The following is a 22,748-nucleotide window of genomic DNA, read 5'->3' as shown; positions in this document are numbered from 1 at the left end:
CGTGGGCCCGGCTCACCGTCGGCGGGGAGAGGCGTCAGTGCGCCTCGTTCGGATCGGCGTCGGCGTCGGCGCGCGTGGCGTGCACGGTGCCGTGGACGTGGTCGGGCGGGCCGTACAGCGAGTACACCCGCAGGTCGTCCTCGCCCACGTTGACGACGTTGTGCCAGGACCCGGCCGGGACGAGGACGGCCCAGTCGCCGGAGACGGTCCGCTCGAAGCTCAGGTCGTCCTTCGAGGGCCCCATCCGCACGCGGCCGGTGCCCTGCTCGACGCGCAGGAACTGGTCGTGGTCGTCGTGGACCTCGAGACCGATGTCACCGCCGGGCGGGATCGACATCACCGTCACCTGCAGGTTCGTGCCCGTCCACAGCGTCGTGCGGTAATTCTCGTTCTCGAGCGTGGCCTTCTCGATGTCGACCACGTACGGGGCGGGTCCCTCGTCGACCATGAGACGTCACTCCTTCGTTTGCGGGTCCTGCCGACCAGGGTACGACCGCGCCGGAACCCGCCCGAACGAAGGACGACCTAACCCCCTGATCCCCGGTTCCCCCGCCGGCTCAGGCCATCGCCCTGTCCACCGGCGTGCACGGCAGGCCGAACGCCTCCGCGACGGCGGCGTACGTGATCTCGCCGGCGTGGGTGTTGAGGCCTCGGGCCAGGGCCGGATCCGCCGCGCACGCCCGGCGCCACCCCTGGTCGGCGAGCCGCACCGCGTAGGGCAGCGTCGAGTTCGTCAGCGCGTAGGTCGAGGTGTTGGGCACGGCGCCGGGCATGTTCGCGACGCAGTAGAACGTCGAGTCGTGGACCCGGAACGTCGGGTCGGCGTGCGTCGTCGGGCGCGTGTCCTCGAAGCACCCGCCCTGGTCGACGGCGATGTCGACGAGCACAGACCCCGGCTTCATGCCCGCCACCATCTCGTTCGTCACGAGCTTGGGGGCCTTGGCGCCCGGGATAAGGACCGAGCCGATGACGAGGTCGGCGTCGGCCACCTGCTGGCGCACCGCGAGGGTCGAGCTCGCGAGCTGCTTGATCCGGCCCTGCCAGCGCCAGAACACCATGCGCAGCTTGTCGAGGTTCGTGTCGAGGATCGTCACGTCGGCGCCCATGCCGAGGGCGATGTTCGCGGCGTTCTGGCCCGCCACTCCCCCGCCGAGCACGACGACCTTCGCGCTGGCCACGCCGCCGACCCCGCCCATGAGCACACCCCGACCACCCTGCGCGCGCATGAGCGAGTGCGCGCCCACCTGCGGCGCGAGGCAGCCCGCCACCTCCGACATCGGGTAGAGCAGCGGGAGCGCCCCCGAGTCGAGCTGCACCGTCTCGTAGGCGATCGCCGTCGTCCCGGCGGCGAGCAGCGCGTCGGTGCCGGGGCGATCCGCGGCGAGGTGGAGGTACGTGAACAGGAGGAGGTCGTCGCGCAGGCGGTGGTACTCCTCGCCGATCGGCTCCTTGACCTTGAGGACCATCTCGGCCTCGCCCCACACCTCATCGGCGGTGTCGAGCAGCGTCGCGCCCTGCGCGACGTACTCCTCGTCGGCGATGGACGAACCGAGGCCGGCGCCGCGCTGCACGAAGACCTGGTGGCCGTGGTCGACGAGCTCGTGCACCCCGACGGGGGTGATCGCGACCCGGAACTCGTTGTTCTTGACCTCTGTGGGCACACCGACCTTCATGACCCGACTCCTTCGTCGTGGCGGGAGGGCCGCGTCGCTCACGCGGCCGCAGGGCGCGGGCGCACCCGGTTCACACGCTAGTGCTGCGTCACCCGCCTCGCAGGCGGTTGCCGGGAACCGTGGGGGCCCGGCCGGTGTCACCGGGCCGCGACGGCCCGCGCGTACAGCTCCTTCGAGGGCAGCCCGGTGGCGGCGGCCACGTCCCGGCACGCGTCCTTGAGCCGGACGCCGTCCGCGACGAGGGCGGCGACGCGGGCGTCGGCGTCCGCCGGGTCGGCGGCGCGGCGCGGCGCGCCCCCGACGACGAGGGTGATCTCGCCCCGGACCCCGTCCTGCGCCCAGGCGGCGAGGTCGGCGAGCGGCCCGCGCACGACCTCCTCGTACGTTTTCGTCAGCTCGCGGCAGACGGCGCCCGGGCGATCGGGGCCGAAGAACTCCGCGAGGTGGGCGAGCGAGGCCGCGAGCCGGTGCGGCGCCTCGAAGAAGACCATGGTGCGACGCTCGTCGGCGAGCTCGCGCAGGACGCGCGTGCGCTCCCCGCCCTTGCGCGGCAGGAACCCCTCGAAGCAGAACCGGTCGACCGGCAGCCCCGACACCGCGAGCGCCATGAGCACCGCGCTCGGACCGGGCACGCACGTGACGCGCACCCCCGCGCGGACCGCGGCGTCGACGAGCCGGAACCCGGGGTCGGACACCGAGGGCATCCCCGCGTCGGTGACGACGAGGACGCGGCGCCCCGCGACGAGCGCCTCGAGCAGCTCGCCCGTCCGGACGTGCTCGTTGTGCTCGTGGTAGCTGACGACCTCTCCGCCGACGGTCACCTCGAGCGCGGCCGCGAGCCGGCGCAGGCGGCGCGTGTCCTCGGCGGCCACGACGTCGGCCTCCGTGAGCTCGCGCCCCAGCCGGGGCGCGGCGTCCGCCGGGTCGCCGATGGGGGTGGCCGCGAGGACGAGGACACCGGCGTCGGCACCGGGCCGATCCGACGGCGTGATCGGCGACGGGGTGGAGCTGGGGACGGGCATGCCTCCGATCCTCGCAGGCAGGGGCCTCGCACCGGCACGGACGGGGCACGGGCGGCGCGGCGGAGCCTGCGCGGCCGGTCGATGGCCCCGACCTACGATGGAGCCCATGACCGAGACCGATCGGCTCCGGGCCAGGCTGCTCGGCCCACGACCGACCGATCGCCTCGCCGGATGGATCGTCCCGATCCTCATCGCCGCGTGGGCGGGCGTCGTCCGCTTCTGGAACCTCGGCTTCCCCGGCACGCTCGTGTTCGACGAGACGTACTACGTCAAGCAGGCGTGGTCGCTCGTGGAGTTCGGCCACGAGAACAAGGTCCTCGAGAAGTACGCGGCCAAGGGCGCGACGCCGGGCGTCGACGACGTGTGGGCCGCCGGCACGTCGGCCGTCTTCGACCAGGCCGCCGACTTCGTCGTCCACCCGCCCGTCGGGAAGTGGGTCATCGCCTCGGGCGAGCTGCTCTTCGGCGTCGACTCGAGCGTGGGGTGGCGGTTCTCCGTCGCCGTGCTGGGGACCCTGTCGGTGCTGATGATGGCCCGCACCGCGCGGCGCATGTTCGGGTCGACGACCCTCGGCGCCGTCGCCGGCATCCTCCTCGCCGTGGACGGGCAGCACTTCGTCCTGTCGCGCACGGGCCTGCTCGACATGTCGGTCATGTTCTTCGCGTTCGCCGCGTTCTGCGCCCTCGTCGTCGACCGCGACGCCATGCGCGAACGGCTCGCCGTGCGCGTCGGCGCCCTGCGGGAGTCCGGCGCCGGGCCCGACGACCGGCGGCTGCGGTACGGCCCCGCCCTCGGGGTGCGGCCCTGGCGCCTGCTCGCCGCCGTCAGCCTCGGGCTGTGCATCGGCACGAAGTGGTCGGGCCTGTACTTCCTCGCCGCGTTCGGGCTGCTCACCGTGTTCTGGGACATGGGGGCGCGCCGCGCGGCCGGCATCCGCCGGTGGTGGGTGGCGAGCGTCCTGCGCAGCGCCCCCGTGGCCGCCCTCGCCATGTGCGGCACGGCCGGCGCCGTCTACGTGGCCACGTGGGCCGGCTGGTTCGCGACCGACGGTGGCTGGGACCGGCACTGGGCCACGTCCAACCCGGCGAGCGGGGCCGCCGCCCTCGTGCCCGACGTCGTCCGGTCGTTCGCGCACTACCACGGGGAGATGTGGCGCTTCCACGTCGGCCTGCACACGCCGCACGTCTACCAGAGCAACCCGTGGTCGTGGATCGTGCAGGGCCGCCCGACGTCGTTCTACTACGTCGGCACCGACACCGGGTGCGGCGCCGAGAAGTGCTCACGCGCCATCACCGACCTCGGCAACCCCCTCGTCTGGTGGGCCGGGGCGCTGTCGCTCGCCGTCCTCGTCGGGTGCTGGGCGTGGCGCCGGGACTGGCGCGCCGGCGCGATCCTCGCCGGCTACGCGGGCGGCTACCTGCCCTGGTTCCAGTACCAGGAGCGCACGATCTACACGTTCTACTCCGTGGCGTTCGTGCCGTGGGTCGTGCTCGGCGTGACGTACTGCCTCGGCCTCGTCGTCGGGGCCCCCGACGCGTCGCGACGGCGGCGACGGATCGGCCTCGCCCTCGCGGGGGCCTACGTCGTCGCCGCCGTCGCGGTCTTCGTCTTCTTCTGGCCGGTCTACACCGGTGAGCTCATCCCGTACGAGCACTGGTCCTGGCGGATGTGGTTCCCGAGCTGGATCTGAGCGGGAGCCGCCCACGCGTCACCGCGAGTTCGTCATCGCCATGACGTCGAGCGCCGCGTCGAGGGTGGCCTCGTCGATCTCGCCGCGCTCGACGAAGCCGAGGTCGAGGGTCGCCTCGCGGATCGTCAGGTTCTTCTTCACCGCGTGCTTGGCGATCTTCGCGGCGTTCTCGTAGCCGATGTGCCGGTTGAGCGGGGTGACGATCGACGGCGACGACTCCGCGAGCGCCCGGCACCTCTCCTCGTTCGCCGTGATGCCGTCGACGCAGCGGGTCGCGAGCTGCGTGGACGCCGCCGCGAGGAGGGTCATCGACTCGAGCAGGTTGCGGGCCGAGACGGGCAGCATGACGTTGAGCTCGAAGGCGCCCGAGGCGCCCGCGTAGGTGATCGTCGCGTCGTTGCCGATGACCTGGGCGCACACCTGCAGGGTCGCCTCGCACAGCACCGGGTTGACCTTGCCGGGCATGATCGAGCTGCCGGGCTGCAGGTCGGGCAGGGCGATCTCGCCGAGCCCGGCGAGCGGCCCGGACCCCATCCAGCGCAGGTCGTTGCAGATCTTCGTCAGCGACACCGCGAGCACCTTGAGCGCGCCCGAGGCCTCGACGAACGCGTCCTGGCTGCCCTGGGCGGCGAAGTGGTCGTCGGCCTCGACGAACGGCAGCCCCGTGTGCTCGGCGACGAGCTCGATGACGCGCTGCGGGAAGCCGTCGGGGGTGTTGATACCCGTCCCGACGGCGGTGCCGCCCAGCGGGAGCTCCGCGAGCCGCGGCAGGGTCGCCTCGACGCGGGCGATGCCGTGCCGGATCATCGCGGCGTACCCCCCGAACTCCTGCCCGAGGGTGACGGGCGTCGCGTCCATGAGGTGCGTCCGCCCGGCCTTGACGACGTGGGCGAACTCGCGCGACTTCGCCTCGAGGGAGGTCGCGAGGGTGTCGAGCGCGGGCAGCAACGTCCTGCTCGCCGTCTCGTAGGCGGCCACGTGGATCGAGGACGGGAAGACGTCGTTGCTCGACTGCGACGCGTTGACGTGGTCGTTGGGGTGCACGCGTGAGCCGAGGCGCTCGGACGCGAGGGAGGCGACGACCTCGTTCGTGTTCATGTTCGAGCTCGTGCCCGAGCCGGTCTGGAAGACGTCGACGGGGAAGTGCTCGTCCCAGTCGCCGTCGATGACCTCCTGGGCGGCCGCGACGATGGCGTCGGCCATCGGGCGCTCGAGCACCCCGAGGTCGGCGTTCGCGAGGGCCGCGGCCCGCTTGACCTGGCCGAGCGCGGCGATGTGGTGGCGGGTCAGGCGCGTGCCCGAGATGGGGAAGTTCTCGACGGCGCGCTGGGTCTGCGCCGCGTAGCGGGCGTCGTGCGGCACTGCCACCTCGCCCATCGTGTCGTGTTCGATGCGGACGTCGGAGTCGGTCATCCCCTCACTTCATCGCACCGACGGCGGCGCCGCAACGGCGGGGGTCCGCTCGGCCACGAAGGGGGCGCACAGGTCGGCGTCGGCCCGCAGCGCGAGGCGGAGGGCGACGGACTCGGGCACGTCGAGGACGACGACGGAGCCCGACCCGGCGGCCGTGAGCGCGGAGGCGGTGACGAGCCCGGCGCGGCGCTGCCACGGCGTGCTCGTGAACGACCAGCCGATGGTGCCCGACAGGTCGAGCACGCTGCGGCGGCGCGGGAAGACCCCCGACCGGCTCACGAGGTGGCCGTCGACCACGTCGTGCCCGAGCGAGGCGGCCCGGCCCGCGGCGACCGGCACCGCGGCGAGGACGAGGAGAGCCGGCGCCGCCACGAGGAGCGCGGGCAGGCCCCACCACCAGGCGAGTCCCGCGAGCCCGGCCGCGAGCACCGCGGCGGGGGCGAGGGCGCGGGTCCAGCACCGGCGGGTGGCGGCGGGGCCGTGGGGGCGCAACGGGCCGTCGGCCACCCCCGCGACCCCGAGGACCCGCTCGAGCGTGGCGGCCACGAGCGCCCGCGGCGCCGCCGGCACGAGCACGTCGGCCGACGCCGAGGACTCCCCCGGCAGCCCCGTCGTCAGCAGGAGGGCGCGGGACCCGCGCACCGGGCGCATCGCCGCGGGATCGAGCAGCACCGCCCCGCGGACCCGTTTCTCCTCCACCGTCGTCGACCGCGTCGTCAGCAGACCGCGCACGATGCGCAGGGTGCCCCCGGCGTGCCGGGTCAGCCGATAGCCGCCGAACGTGGCGGCGTAGACGATCGTCGACAGGAGCGCCGGCACCGCGAGGAGGGCCAGAGCGCCGACGGCCGCGAGCACCCACCACGAGAACGACACGAGCTCGCCGACGTTCTCGTAGGCCTGCGTCGCGAACGTCCAGAGGAGCTGGTCGAAGGCCTGCAGGACGAAACCGAAGACCGCCGCGACGGCGACGAGCCCCGACATCGTGAACGGCGCGAAGCGCAGCCACGACCAGCGGAACCGCGCGAGCTCGGCCTCCTGCGGGCCGGCCGCGCGGCCGGTCTCGGCGGTGCCGGTGGCGTCCGAGGCCGCGCGGGCCGCGTCGTCCGCGGCGGCGTCGGCCGCCGCGTCCGGCGCGACGTGACGCGCGTGCAGCAGGGACTCGCGCAGCGCCTCGGCCTGCGCCCGCGGCAGGCCGTCGAGGACGAACGGCTTCGCGGCCCCCGTGCCGACCTGGACACTCGCGATGCCCAGGAGCCGGTGCAGCGGGGACGCGGTGACGTCGACCGTCCGCACCCGGTCGAGTCGCGCGGTGAGGACGTTGCGCTGGACGAGGCCGCCGCGGAGCTGGAGCTGGTCGGGGGTGACGCGGTAGAACGTCACAGCCCACCGCACGGTGCCGAGCACGACGGGCACGACGATGAGGAACGTCGCCCACCACGACCAGCGTCCCGACGCGAACCCGGCGACGAGGATGCCGGCGAACGCCGGCAGCGACGAGACGATCTCCTTGATCGGCTGGACGAGCAGCATCCGGCGGCTCAGGCGGAGCCACGGGGTCTCGTGCGGGGGATTCGCCGTCCGGGGGGTCGCCGTCGGTGGCTCGGGATGGGAGGCGGGTGCGGGTGGCCGGGGCGAGGGCTCCGCCATCACGTGGCGTCCCCGCGGTGGCGCGCCGCCACCCGCGTGAGGTCGGCGACGAGCCGGTCGACCTGATGCTGCGGCAGCGCCGCGATGCGCAGGGGCCCGGCGGCCGACGCCGTCGTGACCGTCACCGTGCCGAGCCCGAAGAGCCGCTCGAGGGGGCCGCGCTCGCTGTCGACGGTCTGGACGCGGGCGATGGGCGCGATCCGGCGGTCCTGGCGCCACCAGCCGGTCTGCGTGTACACGGCGTCGGGCGTGACCTCCCAGCGGTGGACGCGGTAGCGCCACAGCGGCATGACGATGACGTGGACGAGGGCGAGCACGACGACGACCAGCAGGGCAGCGGTCTGCGCGGTCCGGTGGCCGTCGTCGACGACGGTCCAGCCGACGACGCCGACGAGCGGGAGGAGCCAGCCCAGCCCGGCCGACAGGCGCCACAGGTTCACGGCCTGCGGGGCCACACGGTGGGCGGGCGGCCGGAGCGTCGGGTCGCCGTCGGCGTCGGCGCGCGTGGTCTTCCGGGCCGGGACGGTCGTCGACGGGGCCGCGCCGGGCCAGGAGTCGCCGCCGCGGGGCCGGCTGCCCGCCGACGCGCTCGACGGGCTCACCGAGCGGCGCCCGGCCGCCCCCGGCCACGACTCGGGGGGTCGCAGCTCGTCCTCCAGGCTGCCGGCGGGAACCTGCTGGTCTGCGTCGGACGACATGGTCCTAGCGTCGCACGGGCATCCCCACGTGGGCGGGCACACCTGCCGGGAGTGCCCGGCCCGTTGATGTCACTCGGTGCGTCCGCGCCGCCCCGGCCGGCCGGGAGCGGCGACAGAAACGGCTGAGGCCGCCCGAACGGATTCGGGCGGCCTCAGCCGGTTTCAAAGCCTCTGGTGGACCTCGGTAGAGAGTTTGAGAACCCCTACTCGGCATTGAAAACGGTGGTGTCCCGCAGGTCGCGTGGCGTATACAAGCGTTCTTGGCGGCCTTTGGAGCCGTCGGTTGTGGACTCGCGGGGTCGGATGGTGCGTGCAGTTGGGATAGCTCAAACCTTTCTGCGCCCGGCGCAGGTCGACGAGCTGGTGGCCCTGTATCGGGAAGGCGCGACCCTCGTTGAGTTGGGCGAGCGGTTCAGTGTTCACCGCCGCACAGTGGCTGCCCATCTTGTCCGCCGGTCGATCCCGATCCGCAGGCGCGGCCTCGATGAGTCCGACGTGACTGAGGCGGTCGAACTCTACGAGGGTGGTTCGACGCTGATAGAGGTCGGCTTGCGGTTCGGGGTGAGTCAACAGGCGGTCCGGCGCGCGCTCGACGTGGAAGGAGTCACGATCCGTCCGGGCGGCCGGCGCGCTCGGGTCAGTGCTTGATGCGCCTGACCCGGGAGGAAGATTCGTGGATCGTGGCGATCTGGATATCGAGCAGCGTGGTCGTGTCGCCGAGGGGCTGCGGTTCTCGGTCGGCGGTGTAGATGATCACGCTGGCGTCGTGGAGGTCCGCCATGATCTGCGGAACGACCCGGCTGAGCCGGTCCAGGCTGTAGGTCGCCGCAATTAGTCGCCGCAATTATCGGAGTGCTCCCGCCGATACGGGTTCCTGATTCATCGAGTGGTCGTGGGTGACCTGCTCAGCGTGTGCGCGGCGCCGCGCGACTGCTTCCTGGGTCCGGGCACGGACCAGGAGGGCGAGGCTGACCGGTCCCATGATGACGAACTTCATCGCGTTCCAGATCGCCCAAAATACGACGAGGTGAAGCCAGCCGGGGCCGCCATCATCGATGAGGCGGGTGCAAATGCTCGCGATCAGGAGGTAGGGCGCGGCGATCAGCATTGCCGGCATGCCCCATCTGAGACCGCGTCGCCTGCGGATCGCGTCGAGCAGCCGGTTGCTCGGCATGTAACGGCGCAGGTAGTAGCGGCTGTGGACACTGATCGTCCAGAAAAGGCGGAACATGGCGGGCCTCTCGTCACACGTGCTCTCCGTCGAGAAGGCAGTACGTGTATGAGCGCCCGTGGTGGGCCGTCCCGGAGGACCCGCAGATGAGAAGAACCTGCCTCACGCTCTACTGTACTCCCGATCATGGGGTACAGGGGGCTTGTCTGCGTTTGGTTGCTGGCGATTTGATCCTTCAGCGCAGGCTGCAATGTCGCGGACCGAGTACGACTAGCCTGCCAGGTCTTCGACGTTCTCGCGGGCGGCCTCCAGGCTGTACTGCTCAACGGCTCTGGTCATTGAGCGTCGCGGGCAGGCTGACTATGAAGGTGGTCCCGAGGCTGGAACCTGCGCTTGCGGCGGTGATGCTGCCGCCGTGGGCGTCGACGATGGCTTTGCTGATGGTGAGGCCGATGCCGGAGCCGGTGCGGTCGCGAGTGCGTGCCGAGTCCCCGCGGTAGAACCGTTCGAAGGCGTGCTCTAGCTGCTCGGGTGTCATGCCTTCGCCGTTGTCGGTGACGTTGATGCCGACTTCCGCCCCGTCGCGTTGGGCGGCGACGGTGACGGTCGCCCCGGGTGGCGTGTGCCGGAGGGCGTTGGTCAGGAGGTTGGTCAGGACCTGCCCGATGCGGTGCCGGTCAACCTGCACGGCGAGGCCTGCTGCCGCCGTGGGGTCGATGACGAGGCTGACGCCCTGGGCGGCGTAGCGCTCTCGCATTCCTTCGTGGGCGGCCCAGAGCAGGTCGGCAACGGCGTGGTCGTGCAGATCGAGGTCGAGGCGGCCTTCTTCGGCTGTGGAGACCTCGTCGATGTCGTCGGCCAACCGAGTGAGTCGCTCGGTCTGCTCGGTCAGGGCGGTGCGGGAGTCGGGTCCGAGGGAGGCGATGCCGTCGTGCAGGCCCTCGTGGTAGGCGCTCAGGGTGGCGATCGGGGTCCGCAGCTCGTGCGCGAGGTCGGAGAGCATCCGCCGGCGGGTGTCCTCGACCCCTTCGAGCCGGGCCGCCATGGTGTTGAACGCGGTTGCGAGGGTCTCCAACTCGGTGCCGGAACCGACCAGTGGGACCCTCGTGGCGTAGTGGCCTCTGCTGAGCTCTCGGGCGGCGTGGGTTACTTGGTCCAGGGGGCGTCGCAGACGCCGGGTGAGGAACCAAGTCACTGCGGTGGCGGCCAGCAGGGAGATGAGCAGCCCCACGCCGACCGAGATGAGTGAGGCGTCCCGGTAGGCCATCTCGATATGGGCCAGCTCGGGCGAGTTCGACGGGTGGCCGGCTTGGAGGAGGTGGTCGTGGAAGATCGGGGGGCCGATGATCGTGGCGACCAGTCCGGCGGTGAGGGCGCCGGCAACGAGGACGATCGACTGCCCGGCCAGCAGTCGGGACGCGAGGCCGTGGGACGCATGGGCGCCGGGTGAGGTGTTCATCCCTTGCCCATCCGGTAGCCGATGCCGCGCACGGTGCTGATGTAGCGGGCCGTGTCCGGGTCATCGCCGAGCTTTCGGCGGAGGTGGGCGATGTGGACATCGACCAGGTGTTCATCACCGACCCAGTCGTCGCCCCAGACCTCGTCGATCAGCTGGCGGCGGGAGAAGGCCATGGTGGGCCGTTCCGCGAGTGTCATCAGTAGGTCTCTTTCCGTGGGGGTGAGCGCCACCGGATCACCGGCGAGGTGGACCTGCTGGCCGGCCGAGTCCACATGAAGTTCCCCGAACACCCACACCGGCTCCTGATGGGCACGGGACGTGCCAGTGCGGGGTCGGCGCAGGACGGTCTGGACCCGCGCGACGAGCTCGCGAACGCTGAACGGTTTGGTGACGTAGTCGTCGGCGCCGACGGACAGCCCGATGAGGGTGTCGATCTCATCCTTGCGGGCGGTGACGACGATGACGTAGCAGTCGGTGAAGGTGCGGATCTGGCGGCACACCTCGATGCCGTCGAGTCCGGGTAGACCGAGGTCGAGGATCACCACGTCGGGCGTCTGATCGCGGACCGCCTGCACCCCGTCCGGTCCGGTGTGCACGACGCGAGCCTGGTACCCGGCGCGGGACATGTAGGCGCCAATCATCCCGGCGAGAGTCTTCTCATCCTCGATTATGAGAACACTTGGTCCGGGGGTTGGGTGTGTGGTGCTCACACTCCACATTCTCTCCCACCGTTCTCGCCCACCCGTGCTGTCGCCGCCCCCTCGTCGGTCGCGCGTCGCAGATCTTCGTCAAACCTCAACTCAGCGACAGTCTGACCATGACCTACACCGCACACGATGGATCGTGTCGACACCACCGGGTTCACGACGACGGCAACGGCAAGGGAGCACGCTCATGATGTGGGGCTACGGCATGGAGTGGTGGATGTGGCTGGTCATGGGCGGGGGCACTCTCACGTTCTGGCTCGTCATCGTCCTGGTCATCCGGGCACTGCTTCCCGGACGCGATCGCACGACCGCCGGGGCTGACCGCCCGGACCTGCTGACCCTGCTCAAGGAAGGCCTGGCCCGTGGCGAGGTCACCCCCGAGGAGTACGAACAGCGTCGCCGTCTGATCGCCGACGGCCACTGACTCTCTCTCCCCGACCCGGAAAGGCATCATGACCTCGCCCCTACTGTCCCGCCGCAACGTCCTGCTCGGCGGCCTGGGTGTCGCCGCGACCGCGGCCCTAGCCGCCTGTACATCATCGCCCGGGTCTACCGGTACGCCGTCCCGTACGTTCGGCACGCCGACCCCGATCCCGCCGTCCCCGGGGCAGAAACTGATCGAGAAGACCCTCACAGCGAAACCGGTCACCCTCGACCTGGGCGGACGGCAGGTGTCGACCTGGGCATACGGAGACGTCGCCCCCGGGCCTTTGGTCCGGGCGACCGCGGGTGACTTCCTACGGCTCACGCTGGACAACCAGCTGCCCGCGGACACCACCATCCACTGGCACGGCATCCGATTGCGCAACGCCGCCGATGGGGTCCCTGGCCTGACCCAGGACCCGGTCAAGCCAGGCGCCCAGTACGTGTACGAGTTCACCGTCCCCGACCCCGGCACCTACTTCTTCCACCCGCATGTCGGCGTCCAGCTCGACCGCGGCCTGTACGCACCGATGGTGATCGACGACCCCAACGAACAAGGCGGATATGACGCCGAGTGGATCGTCGTCCTCGATGACTGGATCGACGGGACCGGCACCACCCCCGACGCCGTGCTCAAGAAGCTCATCGCCGACGGCGGCACCGCATCCTCCGGCGACATGGGCGGGATGGACCACGGCTCGATGGGCCGGATGTCGATGGGTGCCGGGCCGTGGGGCGACGCCGGCGATGTCACATACCCGTTCTTCCTGGTCAACGGCAGACCCCCCACCGATCCCGAGGTCCTGACCGCCAAACCCGGCCAGAAGGTCCGGCTGCGGATCATCAACGCTGCCTCCGACACGATCTTCACCGTCGCTTTGGGCGGGCACCGGATGACCATCACGCACACCGACGGGCATGCGGTCCAGCCGAGCGAGGTCGATGCCTTCTACATCGGGATGGGCGAACGCTACGACGCGGTCGTCACCCTCAAGGACGGGGCTTTCCCGCTGGTGGCCAGGCCGTTCGGCAAGACCAGCGGCGGCCAGGCCATGGCCCTGGTCCGCACCGCGGGCGGTGCCGCGCCCGGTGCGGATGTCACCCCACCCGAGTTGTCCGGGCAGGTGCTGATCGGTTCCCAGTTGCAGCCGGCGGAGTCCGCGAAGCTGCCCGCCAAGGCACCGGATGCGACCGTCGACCTGAATCTCCAGGGCTCGATGAAGCCCTACCGGTGGGGCATCAATGGGGCCCCGTTCGGGAAGAACGAACCCCTCACCGTCACGGCCGGGCAACGGCTGCGGATCAACGCCGTCAACATGACGATGATGACCCACCCGCTGCACCTGCACGGTCACACGTTCGCGCTGCCCTCTGGTCTGCGCAAGGACACCGTCCTGATGGCGCCGATGCAGTCCTTCGCGATCGACCTCGATGCCGACAACGCGGGCGACTGGATGATCCACTGCCACAACATCTACCACGCCGAGGCTGGCATGATGATCGCCCTGGAGTATGCCAAGTGAACGGGCCAGTGCTGCGGGCGCTGTCAGCCGGTGCCCTGGTCCTCGCCTTCGGTGGTCTGTCCGCCTGCGTGGCTACGACCGCGCCGGACGCATCCGGCTCGCGACCTGCCGGGACGGCTTCAAGCCCTCCATCGGAAGCGGATGAGTCGAACGCGCCGATCGCCATCACTCACATCCACGCCGTTGCGCGAGACCCGGAGACTGGCGAGCTACTGCTGGCCACCCACGAAGGGCTCTTCCGTCATGTCAAGGGCGAGCTGAGCCAGAACGGGCCGACCATCGACCTGATGGGCTTCGCTGTCGGGCCCAACGGCACCTTCTACGCCTCCGGCCATCCGGGCATCGGGGTCGATCTGCCTCAGCCGGTCGGGCTCATCACCTCCGCCGATGGCGGCCTCAGCTGGCAGGTCACCTCGCGAGGTGGAGAATCCGACTTCCATGCCCTCACCGTCGGACCCAAGGGCGTGACCGGATTCGACGGGACCCTGCGCACCAGCACGGACGGCCGCTCTTGGACAGACCGCAGCATCGCCGCCCCACCCCGGGCACTGGCCGCCTCACCCACCTCCGGGACTCTCCTGGCCACGACCGCTGCAGGCCTGCTCATCAGCACTGACGACGCAGCGACCTGGCAGAAGCTCACGCCACCGGAGACCGCGGTGCTGGTCGCGTGGGCAGACGAGCAGACCATCGTCACCACCACCAGCGCTGGACGCTTGGCGACAAGTGACGACGCCGGCACGACCTGGACCCTGCACCCCGACACCATCGGCACCGCCGATTCCCTGTTCGCCGAGCGCACCACTGACGGCAAGGTCGAGATCATCGTTGTCGTCGACGGGAAGGTCCTTCGCACCACCGATGCCGGAGCAACCACCGAAGTCGTCGTCCAGTGACCCGGCCGACATCTTGACCCACCCTTCATCAACCCAAGGCCATACCGCCACATCGGGCGACGAGTCTGAAGACACAGGGCAAACGGCCCGGGACGAACATACGAAGGAGACCCACCATGGCCACGCGGCACTCACCGTCCAACGACTACGCACAGTTCACGCAACCTACCCAGACACCCACACCCGAGACCCCGGCTCCCAGCCCCGGGCACGGTCACGGCTGGCTGATGTGGCTCATGTGCGTGCCCATGCTCGTCGTCATCGGAATGCTCATCCCCGCCGGCGGCCTCGGCGCCGGCGGCCTCCTCTACGCCCTGGGCTGCCTCGCCATGATGGGCGCCATGATGCTGTGGATGAACCACGGAAACAGGGGAAACCCATCCTGACGGACGCCCACGACCCGACCTTGCCCTAGTTCTCACCAGGCCACGGCCTCTGCGCCCCGACACAGAAAACAACCCGCTGCTGTGCATATACCCCGGCGGGGTATATGGTGTTAAATGGTCCGAGTCCAGGAAGAAGCGGATGATCACCACAAAGACACATATTCGGCTGCCCGCCATGAACCTGCGGCAACTGCGAGGGAACCGTCCGAGGCGGATGTCGCCCAGTTGGCCGGTGTCCGCTCATCAAGGTGGAGGCCCAGACGGGCGAACTGGTCCCATCAGCGTCGACAGCCAGAACGAAGGACACCGCATGACCTTCGCGACACCCAGGGCGCTGGCCGCCACGCTCGCCGCCCGGGCATGGACACCGATGGACGCGCTCGCGCAGGAGAGCCAACCGTGATGAACCACGAGCACCACTACGACCAATCCACCGCGACGGAGCCGCTCACAGATCCCGTGTGCGGCATGAACGTAAACGCCTCGACAGCACCCGTCCTCGACCACGACGGTCAGCAGTACCACTTCTGCTCGGAGCATTGCCGTGACCGATTCCACGCGGACGCCGCCGCGTTCATCGGTCCCGCAGCCGAACATGCAACAATGCCCGCCGCCAGCCACGATGCGCCCATCAGCGGCGAGGCGACGGAGTGGACCTGCCCTATGCATCCAGAGATCCGCCGCCCCGGGCCCGGGTCCTGCCCCATCTGTGGGATGGCCCTGGAGCCGGTGACCGTCACCGCCGATACCGGCCCCAGCCCCGAGCTAGCCGACATGACTCGCCGGTTCTGGGTCGCCACCGCGCTGACGATCCCCACCGTCGTCCTTGAGATGGGACGCCACTTCATCCCGTGGCTGCACGACCTCATCCCGGCCCGTACCTCGGTGTGGCTCCAGCTGGCGCTCGGCACACCCGTCGTGCTGTGGGCCGGGTGGCCCTTCTTCGTCCGCGGCTGGGCCTCGGTCCGCACCCGCAACCTCAACATGTTCACCCTGATCGCGATGGGCACCGGAATCGCGTGGCTGTTCAGCGTGATCGCCACCTTCACGCCGGGTGTCTTCCCCGACTCCTTCCGCGGTGACGCGGGCACCGTCGACGTCTACTTCGAAGCCGCCGCCGTCATCACCACCCTGGTCCTGCTGGGGCAGGTCCTGGAGCTGCGCGCCCGCGAGCAGACCTCCGGCGCCATCAAAGCCCTGCTCGATCTCAGCCCCAAGACCGCCCGCCGCATCACCGCCGACGGCGACGACGAAGAGATCCCCCTCGACACCGTCCAGCTCGGTGACCGCCTCCGGGTCCGCCCCGGGGAGGCGGTACCGGTCGACGGAACCGTGGAGGATGGCCGCTCCGCCGTCGATGAGTCCCTGGTCACTGGTGAGTCCATGCCGGTCACCAAGAACAGCGGCGACACCGTCATCGGCGGCACCATCAACGGCAGCGGCGCCCTGGTCATGCGCGCCGAGAAGGTCGGACGCGACACCATGCTCGCCCGAATCGTTGCCATGGTCGCCGACGCGCAACGCTCCCGCGCCCCGATCCAGCGGATGGCCGACAAGGTGGCCGGCATCTTCGTGCCCGCCGTCATCACCATCGCCGTGGTCGCGTTCATCGTCTGGGCACTGGTCGGCCCGGACCCGAAGCTCGCCCACGCCCTCATCGCCGCCGTGGCGGTCCTGATCATCGCCTGCCCCTGCGCGCTCGGGCTGGCCACCCCCATGTCGATCATGGTCGGTGTCGGTCGCGGCGCAGGCCTGGGCGTCCTGATAAAGAACGCCGAAGCCCTCGAACGCATGGAGAAGGTCGACACCCTGGTCGTTGACAAGACCGGCACACTCACCGAAGGACGACCCACCGTCACCGGCATCGTCACCACCGGCAGCGACCGTGATGACAACGAGCTGCTGCGCATCGCCGCCGGCGTCGAACGCGCCTCCGAGCACCCACTCGCCATGGCCATCATCGAAGCCGCCACCCAGCGAGGGCTGCACATTCCAGACGTGACCGACTTCGACTCACCCGTCGGGCGCGGCGTCCTGGGGACCGTCGACGGCCACCGGGTGACCATCGGAAGCGCGACGTTCCTCAACTCTGAGGGCCTCGACACGAGCCCGCTCGCCGCCCGCGCCGACGAGCTCCGCGGCGACGGTGCGACCGTCATCCACATCGGAATCGACGACCACTCCGCTGGTATGTTCGCGATCGCCGACCCCATCAAGGAAACCACCCCCGCCGCCCTGAAGGCTCTGCGCGCGGACGGCATCGACGTCGTCATGCTCACCGGCGATAACCGGGTCACCGCCCAGGCAGTCGCCAAGACGCTCGGCATCGATCACGTCGAGGCCGAAGTGCTGCCCGACCACAAGAGTGACATCGTCACCAAGCTCCGCGGCGAAGGTCACGTCGTCGCGATGGCCGGCGACGGCGTGAACGACGCGCCAGCCCTGGCCTCCGCCGACGTCGGCATCGCCATGGGATCAGGCACGGACGTCGCCATGGAAAGCGCCGGCATCACCCTGCTCAAGGGCGACCTCACCGGGATCGTGCGCGCACGTCTTCTCTCCGAGAAGACCATGGCCAACATCCGGCAGAACCTGTTCTTCGCCTTCGTCTACAACGCCCTCGGCATCCCCATCGCCGCCGGCGTCCTCTACCCCGTCTTCGGGCTCCTGCTCTCACCCATCATCGCCGCCGCCGCCATGGCCCTCTCCAGCGTCAGCGTCATCGCCAACGCCCTACGACTGCGCGCTCAAACCATCGGTGGTGATGAAGACGATCGACGTTGAGCTGCTCGTCGTCCCGGACTGCGCCAGCGAGGCAGCCGCGGTGCGGCTGATCACGGCTGCCGTGAGCCAGTGCGGGACAGACGCGCGAGTACACCGCTCCATCGTCGTCAGCGATGAGCAAGCCCAGCAACGGGGATTCACGGGGTCACCGACAATCCTCATCAACGGCGCCGACCCCTTCGCCCGTCAAGGAGCAGCGCCCGCTCTGGCCTGCCGGCTCTACCCGACCGCAGTCGGGCTGCGTGGTGTACCCGAACTCCGGAACGTGATACAAGCGCTCCAGCGTGCGGCAGGGGTGGCCACCTCAGCTGGCGATCACGGCGGCGATATCGCGAGGGGCGGTGCGCAACGTACGGGTTGAGGCACCTCGGGTGTGAGCGGTGCACGTGTGGCGCGCTGCGTCGACGCTTACGCGCGTCGCCCTCGGGAGGATGCCCGATGCCGCCCGGCACCAGGTGCATCGTGGAGCGTCGCGATCAGGGGCATACGCAACCAGATCGAACTCTTTGAAGGCGCGCACACTATTATCCCGCTCGGAGTCCATTCCACACCCCAATCAACACGTGTCGGCAAGGCACTGTGGGGCAGGCCTAGATCACAGGCTCGGGCCGAGAAAGACTTGCTCGACCGGCGAACGCTCGACATTCGCTGTGTGTTCACGAGAGATGTCCCTTGCCTTGTCGAGTGCTGTTCTGGCACGGGCGGCGTCGATCTTCTGGGCGGTTGACTGAGGGGGCGATCCGAGGGGTGTGTCGTCGGTGATGCGATACCGGTCCCGGTAGGCCGCGACTGTGCGGGCATGTCGCCGCCATGCTGTTGCCTTCCGCGAATCGCGAGGAGGCACGCCGAGCGGTTTCGTCCAGGCTTCCCGGGCGTCGCGTGCGGCGTCGAGTACCGCGTCGGTGCGGGCCTCGATCAGTTCACGCCGCTCATCAAGTGCTCGGCGCATGTCCGTGTACATCGGGCCGTCGGCGTGCGGGACGAGGCCGGCGATTGATGGCGCTCAGGTGAATCTCCCCAGTTCTGCTCACTGAAATTCCCCACCCCGTGGGCCCATCCGGAAGCGGGTGGGGCTCCTTCGAAGATGGCGGTCTCTGACCACACGCCATCTCACGAAGGAGCCCTCGCTTCCCATGCTGACACGGGAGGAAGACATCGACGTCCACGCACTACGTCGCCAGGGAATGAGCATCTCGGCGATCGCCCGGCACCTGGGCCGGGACCGCAAGACCATCCGCGCCTACCTGGCCGGCGGCCGGGTCGCCGGCGAACGCAAGCCCGCCGAAGCCGATCCGTTCGAGGCGTTCGTCGACTATGTCCGTGCACGCCTCACCGAGGATCCGCATCTGTGGGCGGTGACCTTGTTCGACGAGGTCGCCGGGCTCGGCTACGACCGGTCGTATCCGACCTTCACCCGCCAGCTCCGCGCCAGGGGTCTGCGGCCGCACTGCGAGCCTTGCTCGGCGACGAAGGGTCGGGCGAACGCGCCGATCGAGCATCCGCCGGGTGAGGAGACCCAGTGGGACTGGCTCGAGCTGCCGGACCCGCCTGAGCACTGGGGGTGGGGCAAGAACGCGCACCTGCTGGTCGGTGCGCTCGCGCACTCCAGTCGCTGGCGCGGCACCCTGGCGGCGGCCGAGGACCAGGCCCATCTGGTCGACGCCCTGGACAAGACCACCCGCAAGCTCGGCGGGCTCACGAGGAAGTGGCGCTTCGACCGGATGAGCACGGTCTGCCATCCCGAGTCGGGGAAGGTGACCGTGACGTTCGCTGCGGTCGCCAAGTACTACGGCGTGCAGGTCGCGATCTGCCCGCCGCGGCGGGGCAACCGTAAGGGCGTGGTGGAGAAGTCCAACCACACCGCCGCGCAGCGCTGGTGGCGCACACTGCCGGACGACACCACCGTCGAGGAAGCCCAAGCCTCGCTCGACAGGTTCTGTGAGCTGCGAGGTGATGCCCGGCTGCGTCCCTCCGCCGTTGACCGGGCGGCCCGCGTGCTCACCATCGCCGAACAAGAACCACTCGCACCGGTGCCCACGGCGCCGTTCCCCGCCACGATCAGCGAGGAACGGACCGTGTCCGCCCAGGCGCTGGTCGCCTGGCGCGGGAACTTCTACTCCGTCCCACCCGAGCTGGCCCGCGCCCGCGTCGTCGCCTGGCAGCGGCTCGGCGCCCAGCATCTCGACATCGCCACCAGCAGCGGGATCGTGATCGCCCGCCATCAGCTCGCACCCGACGGCGCCGGGGTGATGGTCCGCGACCACGGTCACGTGATCGCGCTTGAGCAGCTCGTCCTGGCCGGCCACGACACCAGCCGTCCGCACCGCCGCAAGGAGCGCATCCCGCCCGGACCCGCCGCCCGGGCAGCGGCTGACGCCCTGCGGGCCCGCCAACAACCTGACCCGGTCTCCGCCGTCAACGACGACGTGGTGATCGATCTCGCCAAGTACGACCGAGCAGCCAACGGAAGGAACACCCTCACATGACCACCCCGATCAGCGCCGACTCCCCGGCCGTGCCGATGACCGGCGCCCAGGCCAGCCTCTACCAGCAGCTGCGTGGCCACCTCGCCGCGTTGAAGCTCACCGCGGCGGCCGAGCACCTCCCCAGCGTGCTGGCCGAAGCAGAAGCCGAGCAGTGGTCGATGACCGCGACCCTGGAAAACCTGCTGGCCCGTGAGGTCGAGGCCACCGAAGCACGCAAGCTCGCCGGCCGGCTGCGGTTCGCCTCCCTGCCGACACCGGCCACGCTCGCCGACTTCGACTTCGACGCCGCCCCCGGCATCGACCGCAAGCTCGTCGACGAGCTCGCCACCTGCCGCTACCTGGAGTCCGCGACCAACGTCTTGTTGATCGGGCCGCCCGGGGTCGGGAAGACCCACCTCGCGGTCGGGCTCGGCCGGGCAGCCGCCGAAGCCGGCTACCGGACCTACTTCACCACCGCCGCCGACCTCGCCGCCCGCTGCCACCGCGCCGCGATCGAGGGCCGCTGGGCCACCACCATGCGGTTCTTCGCCGGCCCCACGCTCCTCGTCATCGACGAGCTCGGCTACCTCCCGCTGCCCGGCGAAGCCGCCTCGGCGCTGTTCCAGGTTGTGTCCCAGCGCTACCTCAAGACCAGCATCGTCTTGACCACCAACCGCGGGGTCGCGTCCTGGGGCGAAGTCCTCGGCGACACCACCGTCGCCGCCGCCATGCTCGACCGGCTCCTGCACCGCTCCGTGGTACTCAACCTCGACGGCGATTCCTACCGCCTACGCGACCACCACGCCAAGAACGAAGCACTCCGTCACGCAGCGACAGGCACCCGCCGACCGCTACAGTGACACCCGCCCAGGGTGGGGACATTCGATGAGCGCCCCTGGGGAATTTCGCCGAGCGCCATCACGATCAACCGCGGTGCCTTGCGGGTGCGGCCCGACCCTGCCGGCCGTGCGGTCGCGCGTTCGACGCGGTGGTGAAGGACGGAAGCGATGTCGTCAGCATCACCGAACCCGCGCGCGACGACGAGGCGCGGGAGCAGTCGGTCCATGTCGTGGTGATTCGCCTCGGCCCTTCGCAGCTCGGCGGTGAGTGCGCCGAACGTTTCCGAGTCGAGCACGGTGTCGACTTGCTCGGCGGTGAGCCCCGATGCACGAACCAGGCTCGCCCAGCGGCCGCGTTGCGCAGCGGCGGCGATCGTCTCGTACTCCGCAGCGAGTTGGGCGATGGAGCCCCACTGCTCGTGTTCGGCGGTGATGGTCTCGTGCGCGGACAGCTCAGCGCCGACGTGCTGGAGCACCCCGTTCAGCACGCTCCTGCCGGTGGCATCCGGGTTCTCGCCCGGATGCGACTCCGTGTGAGCATCGTCAATCCGGTCGAGGATCACATACGCACGGTTGGAACGCATGCCTCTTGTCATCGCGACGTAGAAATTCTCCCGCGTCGTGGTGGGCTCGACCAGAACGTGGGCGGTGTCGACGGTGACGCCCTGGGCGCGGTGGGCGGTGACCGCGTACCCGAGATCGACGTGCTCGGCCACATAGGACGCCGGGAGGAGGATCGAGCCGCCGAACCTGCGACCGGTCTTGCGGATGGTGATCGAGCCGTCGTCGCGGACGTTGGTGATGGTCCAGGTGTCGCCGTTGCGTACCCACTCCTTGCTGTTGCGGAGGCGGCGGTCGTTGCGGCGGGTGATGATCGTGTCTCCGACTGCGGCGGCGGTGCCGCCGTTCAGCTCCACCTCCCGGCCCGGTGTAAAGGTGCCGTCGAGGATCAGGTCCGCGCGGGCGCGCTGGTTGAGGGTGGTGACGTCGTCGCGGGTCTCGGCGATCAGCACCGACACCAACCCCGCATTCCGGTCGGCGCGCCAAGCGGCATAGGCAGCATCCGTCATCGCCTCGGCGTCACCGTCGCGGATGCGGCCGTGGTCGAGGTAGGTGTCGATCGGGACTGCTGCACGGTCGGGTGACATCTGATCTGGCTTGCCTGCGGGTGGGCCTGGAAGGATGCCGACATGCCCAGACCGTTCCCTGCCGAGTTCCGTGAGGACGTCGTGCGCGTGGCCCGTAACCGTGAACCGGGGGTGACGCTCTCGCAGATCGCGAAGGACTTCGGGATCCACGAGATGACCTTGAACAAGTGGATGCGCAAAGCCGATGTGGAAGATGGCAACCGTCCCGGTGTGACGGCCTCGGAGTCCAGTGAGCTACGCGAGTTGCGTCGCCGGAACCGCCTGTTGGCCCAGGAGAACGAGGTATTGCGTCGCGCGGCGGCGTACCTGTCGCAGGCGAACCTGCCGGGAAAATGATGTTCCCGCTGGTCCGTGACCTGGCCGTCGACGGGATCCCCGTCGCGGTGACCTGCCGGGTGCTCAAGCTGTGTCGTGTCCAGTACTACCGGTGGGTCGCGCGGCCGGTCACAGACCGCGAGCTCATCGAGGCCTACCGCGCGAACGCGCTCTTCGACGCCCACGCCGACGATCCCGAGTTCGGCTACCGCTACCTCCATGAGGAAGCCGGTGACGCCGGCTCGAGGATGGCAGCACGCACGGCGTGGCGGATCTGCCGGGACAACCGGTGGTGGAGCGCGTTCGGGAAGAAGCGCGCCGCCAGCGGCAAGCAGCCTGGCCCGCCGGTGCACGACGACCTCGTCCGACGGGACTTCACCGCCGCGCGGGTCAACGAGTTGTGGCTGACTGACATCACCGAGCACCGCACCGACGAGGGCAAGCTGTACCTGTGCGCGATCAAGGACGTCTACTCGGGCCGGATCGTGG

20 protein-coding genes and 2 pseudogenes are annotated in these 22,748 nt (G+C 70.1%); 11 read left to right on the top strand and 11 right to left on the bottom strand.

Translation table 11 applies throughout. The features are described 5' to 3' along the window. Positions 1 to 34: 34 nt before the first annotated feature. The 3 genes from ICW24_RS10100 to rsmI all read right to left on the bottom strand — a co-directional run bounded on the left by ICW24_RS10100 (position 35) and on the right by rsmI (position 2,695). Positions 35 to 448, bottom strand: coding sequence for a cupin domain-containing protein (locus tag ICW24_RS10100; protein WP_226345599.1), 414 nt, complete (start codon positions 446 to 448; stop codon positions 35 to 37). A 109-nt stretch (positions 449 to 557) separates the two neighbouring features. Further along, positions 558 to 1,673 carry an alanine dehydrogenase gene (ald, locus tag ICW24_RS10095; protein WP_226345598.1) on the bottom strand — a complete coding sequence of 372 codons (1,116 nt, stop codon included), beginning with the start codon at positions 1,671 to 1,673 and terminating at the stop codon, positions 558 to 560. A gap of 137 nt (positions 1,674 to 1,810) precedes the next feature. Beyond that, entirely contained in the window at positions 1,811 to 2,695 is an 885-nt protein-coding gene (gene rsmI / locus ICW24_RS10090; RefSeq protein ID WP_226345597.1) for a 16S rRNA (cytidine(1402)-2'-O)-methyltransferase, read from the bottom strand. Positions 2,696 to 2,801: 106 nt separating this feature from the next. Between rsmI and ICW24_RS10085 the strand changes: the two genes are divergently transcribed. Then, a complete protein-coding gene (locus ICW24_RS10085) occupies positions 2,802 to 4,385 on the top strand; it encodes a dolichyl-phosphate-mannose--protein mannosyltransferase (RefSeq protein WP_226345596.1) in 1,584 nt (527 codons plus the stop codon). Positions 4,386 to 4,403: 18 nt separating this feature from the next. On the opposite strand, the gene ICW24_RS10080 is transcribed toward ICW24_RS10085, so the two are convergent. The 3 genes from ICW24_RS10080 to ICW24_RS10070 all read right to left on the bottom strand — a co-directional run bounded on the left by ICW24_RS10080 (position 4,404) and on the right by ICW24_RS10070 (position 8,143). Next, the gene (locus ICW24_RS10080) at positions 4,404 to 5,798 is read right to left on the bottom strand and encodes a class II fumarate hydratase (RefSeq protein ID WP_226345595.1); all 1,395 of its coding nucleotides are present in this window, start codon (positions 5,796 to 5,798) and stop codon (positions 4,404 to 4,406) included. A 9-nt stretch (positions 5,799 to 5,807) separates the two neighbouring features. After that, on the bottom strand, positions 5,808 to 7,328 hold the full coding sequence (locus ICW24_RS10075; RefSeq protein WP_226345594.1) for a PH domain-containing protein: 1,521 nt from the start codon (positions 7,326 to 7,328) through the stop codon (positions 5,808 to 5,810). 116 nt (positions 7,329 to 7,444) lie between these two features. Next, positions 7,445 to 8,143, bottom strand: coding sequence for a PH domain-containing protein (locus ICW24_RS10070; protein ID WP_226345593.1), 699 nt, complete (start codon positions 8,141 to 8,143; stop codon positions 7,445 to 7,447). Between the two features lie 303 nt (positions 8,144 to 8,446). On the opposite strand from ICW24_RS10070, the gene ICW24_RS10065 reads away from it, so the two are divergent. Next, the gene (locus ICW24_RS10065; protein ID WP_175558328.1) at positions 8,447 to 8,791 is read left to right on the top strand and encodes a helix-turn-helix domain-containing protein; all 345 of its coding nucleotides are present in this window, start codon (positions 8,447 to 8,449) and stop codon (positions 8,789 to 8,791) included. Between the two features lie 196 nt (positions 8,792 to 8,987). On the opposite strand, the gene ICW24_RS10060 is transcribed toward ICW24_RS10065, so the two are convergent. The 3 genes from ICW24_RS10060 to ICW24_RS10050 all read right to left on the bottom strand — a co-directional run bounded on the left by ICW24_RS10060 (position 8,988) and on the right by ICW24_RS10050 (position 11,492). After that, positions 8,988 to 9,374 (bottom strand): sulfate permease, encoded by a 387-nt coding sequence (locus tag ICW24_RS10060; protein ID WP_226345592.1) that lies wholly within the window; start codon positions 9,372 to 9,374, stop codon positions 8,988 to 8,990. Positions 9,375 to 9,636: 262 nt separating this feature from the next. Next, positions 9,637 to 10,773 (bottom strand): sensor histidine kinase, encoded by a 1,137-nt coding sequence (locus ICW24_RS10055; protein WP_226345591.1) that lies wholly within the window; start codon positions 10,771 to 10,773, stop codon positions 9,637 to 9,639. After that, complete coding sequence (locus ICW24_RS10050) at positions 10,770 to 11,492, bottom strand: winged helix-turn-helix domain-containing protein (protein WP_372360570.1); 723 nt, start codon at positions 11,490 to 11,492, stop codon at positions 10,770 to 10,772. The genes ICW24_RS10055 and ICW24_RS10050 overlap by 4 nt, the downstream gene beginning before the upstream one ends. Positions 11,493 to 11,667: 175 nt before the next feature. On the opposite strand from ICW24_RS10050, the gene ICW24_RS10045 reads away from it, so the two are divergent. From ICW24_RS10045 to ICW24_RS10020, 6 genes are all read left to right on the top strand, one after another. Next, entirely contained in the window at positions 11,668 to 11,904 is a 237-nt protein-coding gene (locus ICW24_RS10045) for an SHOCT domain-containing protein (RefSeq protein WP_226345589.1), read from the top strand. A gap of 28 nt (positions 11,905 to 11,932) precedes the next feature. Next, a complete protein-coding gene (locus ICW24_RS10040) occupies positions 11,933 to 13,426 on the top strand; it encodes a multicopper oxidase family protein (protein ID WP_226345588.1) in 1,494 nt (497 codons plus the stop codon). Then, on the top strand, positions 13,423 to 14,322 hold the full coding sequence (locus ICW24_RS10035) for a F510_1955 family glycosylhydrolase (protein WP_226345587.1): 900 nt from the start codon (positions 13,423 to 13,425) through the stop codon (positions 14,320 to 14,322). Before ICW24_RS10040 ends, ICW24_RS10035 begins: the two co-directional genes overlap by 4 nt. Before the next feature lie 116 nt (positions 14,323 to 14,438). Continuing rightward, positions 14,439 to 14,708 carry a hypothetical protein gene (locus ICW24_RS10030; protein WP_226345586.1) on the top strand — a complete coding sequence of 90 codons (270 nt, stop codon included), beginning with the start codon at positions 14,439 to 14,441 and terminating at the stop codon, positions 14,706 to 14,708. A 402-nt stretch (positions 14,709 to 15,110) separates the two neighbouring features. Beyond that, entirely contained in the window at positions 15,111 to 17,492 is a 2,382-nt protein-coding gene (locus tag ICW24_RS10025) for a heavy metal translocating P-type ATPase (protein WP_034254538.1), read from the top strand. Further along, positions 17,473 to 17,853: a hypothetical protein gene (locus ICW24_RS10020; RefSeq protein WP_205621909.1), complete on the top strand. Its 381-nt coding sequence runs from the start codon at positions 17,473 to 17,475 to the stop codon at positions 17,851 to 17,853. Before ICW24_RS10025 ends, ICW24_RS10020 begins: the two co-directional genes overlap by 20 nt. A gap of 234 nt (positions 17,854 to 18,087) precedes the next feature. Here ICW24_RS10020 and ICW24_RS10015 read toward each other — a convergent pair whose 3' ends face one another. Then, positions 18,088 to 18,453 carry a hypothetical protein gene (locus tag ICW24_RS10015; RefSeq protein ID WP_372360569.1) on the bottom strand — a complete coding sequence of 122 codons (366 nt, stop codon included), beginning with the start codon at positions 18,451 to 18,453 and terminating at the stop codon, positions 18,088 to 18,090. A 172-nt stretch (positions 18,454 to 18,625) separates the two neighbouring features. Here ICW24_RS10015 and ICW24_RS10010 point away from each other — a divergent pair, with 172 nt between their 5' ends. After that, positions 18,626 to 19,978, top strand: a complete 1,353-nt coding sequence (locus ICW24_RS10010) for a Mu transposase domain-containing protein (protein ID WP_226345585.1) — start codon at positions 18,626 to 18,628, stop codon at positions 19,976 to 19,978. After that, the gene (gene istB / locus ICW24_RS10005) at positions 19,975 to 20,817 is read left to right on the top strand and encodes an IS21-like element helper ATPase IstB (protein WP_226345584.1); all 843 of its coding nucleotides are present in this window, start codon (positions 19,975 to 19,977) and stop codon (positions 20,815 to 20,817) included. The genes ICW24_RS10010 and istB overlap by 4 nt, the downstream gene beginning before the upstream one ends. 62 nt (positions 20,818 to 20,879) lie before the next feature. On the opposite strand, the pseudogene ICW24_RS10000 reads toward istB, so the two are convergent. Next, positions 20,880 to 21,917 (bottom strand): annotated as a pseudogene (locus ICW24_RS10000) (MobF family relaxase); the annotation flags it as partial. 69 nt (positions 21,918 to 21,986) lie between these two features. Here ICW24_RS10000 and ICW24_RS09995 point away from each other — a divergent pair. After that, positions 21,987 to 22,748: pseudogene (locus ICW24_RS09995) on the top strand (transposase); the annotation flags it as partial.

The organism is Agilicoccus flavus (assembly GCF_014857905.1).
In the GTDB taxonomy this organism is placed as follows: domain Bacteria; phylum Actinomycetota; class Actinomycetes; order Actinomycetales; family Dermatophilaceae; genus Agilicoccus; species Agilicoccus flavus.
Note: the sequence above shows the minus strand (reverse complement) of the source record. Positions and strands in the feature narration are given on the sequence as shown.

Excerpts from the sequence above, each read along its gene's own strand:
- ICW24_RS10080 (WP_226345595.1), bottom strand. The coding sequence starts at position 5,798 with ATGACCGACTCCGACGTCCGCATCGAACACGACACGATGGGCGAGGTG.
- ICW24_RS10100 (WP_226345599.1), bottom strand. The coding sequence starts at position 448 with ATGGTCGACGAGGGACCCGCCCCGTACGTGGTCGACATCGAGAAGGCC.
- ICW24_RS10050 (WP_372360570.1), bottom strand. The coding sequence starts at position 11,492 with ATGTGGAGTGTGAGCACCACACACCCAACCCCCGGACCAAGTGTTCTC.
- ICW24_RS10075 (WP_226345594.1), bottom strand. The coding sequence starts at position 7,328 with ATGCTGCTCGTCCAGCCGATCAAGGAGATCGTCTCGTCGCTGCCGGCG.
- istB (WP_226345584.1), top strand. The coding sequence starts at position 19,975 with ATGACCACCCCGATCAGCGCCGACTCCCCGGCCGTGCCGATGACCGGC.
- ICW24_RS10020 (WP_205621909.1), top strand. The coding sequence starts at position 17,473 with ATGAAGACGATCGACGTTGAGCTGCTCGTCGTCCCGGACTGCGCCAGC.
- ICW24_RS10060 (WP_226345592.1), bottom strand. The coding sequence starts at position 9,374 with ATGTTCCGCCTTTTCTGGACGATCAGTGTCCACAGCCGCTACTACCTG.
- rsmI (WP_226345597.1), bottom strand. The coding sequence starts at position 2,695 with ATGCCCGTCCCCAGCTCCACCCCGTCGCCGATCACGCCGTCGGATCGG.
- ICW24_RS10055 (WP_226345591.1), bottom strand. The coding sequence starts at position 10,773 with ATGAACACCTCACCCGGCGCCCATGCGTCCCACGGCCTCGCGTCCCGA.
- ICW24_RS10030 (WP_226345586.1), top strand. The coding sequence starts at position 14,439 with ATGGCCACGCGGCACTCACCGTCCAACGACTACGCACAGTTCACGCAA.
- ICW24_RS10085 (WP_226345596.1), top strand. The coding sequence starts at position 2,802 with ATGACCGAGACCGATCGGCTCCGGGCCAGGCTGCTCGGCCCACGACCG.
- ICW24_RS10015 (WP_372360569.1), bottom strand. The coding sequence starts at position 18,453 with ATGTACACGGACATGCGCCGAGCACTTGATGAGCGGCGTGAACTGATC.
- ICW24_RS10010 (WP_226345585.1), top strand. The coding sequence starts at position 18,626 with ATGCTGACACGGGAGGAAGACATCGACGTCCACGCACTACGTCGCCAG.
- ICW24_RS10045 (WP_226345589.1), top strand. The coding sequence starts at position 11,668 with ATGATGTGGGGCTACGGCATGGAGTGGTGGATGTGGCTGGTCATGGGC.
- ICW24_RS10040 (WP_226345588.1), top strand. The coding sequence starts at position 11,933 with ATGACCTCGCCCCTACTGTCCCGCCGCAACGTCCTGCTCGGCGGCCTG.
- ICW24_RS10065 (WP_175558328.1), top strand. The coding sequence starts at position 8,447 with ATGGTGCGTGCAGTTGGGATAGCTCAAACCTTTCTGCGCCCGGCGCAG.
- ald (WP_226345598.1), bottom strand. The coding sequence starts at position 1,673 with ATGAAGGTCGGTGTGCCCACAGAGGTCAAGAACAACGAGTTCCGGGTC.
- ICW24_RS10025 (WP_034254538.1), top strand. The coding sequence starts at position 15,111 with ATGAACCACGAGCACCACTACGACCAATCCACCGCGACGGAGCCGCTC.
- ICW24_RS10070 (WP_226345593.1), bottom strand. The coding sequence starts at position 8,143 with ATGTCGTCCGACGCAGACCAGCAGGTTCCCGCCGGCAGCCTGGAGGAC.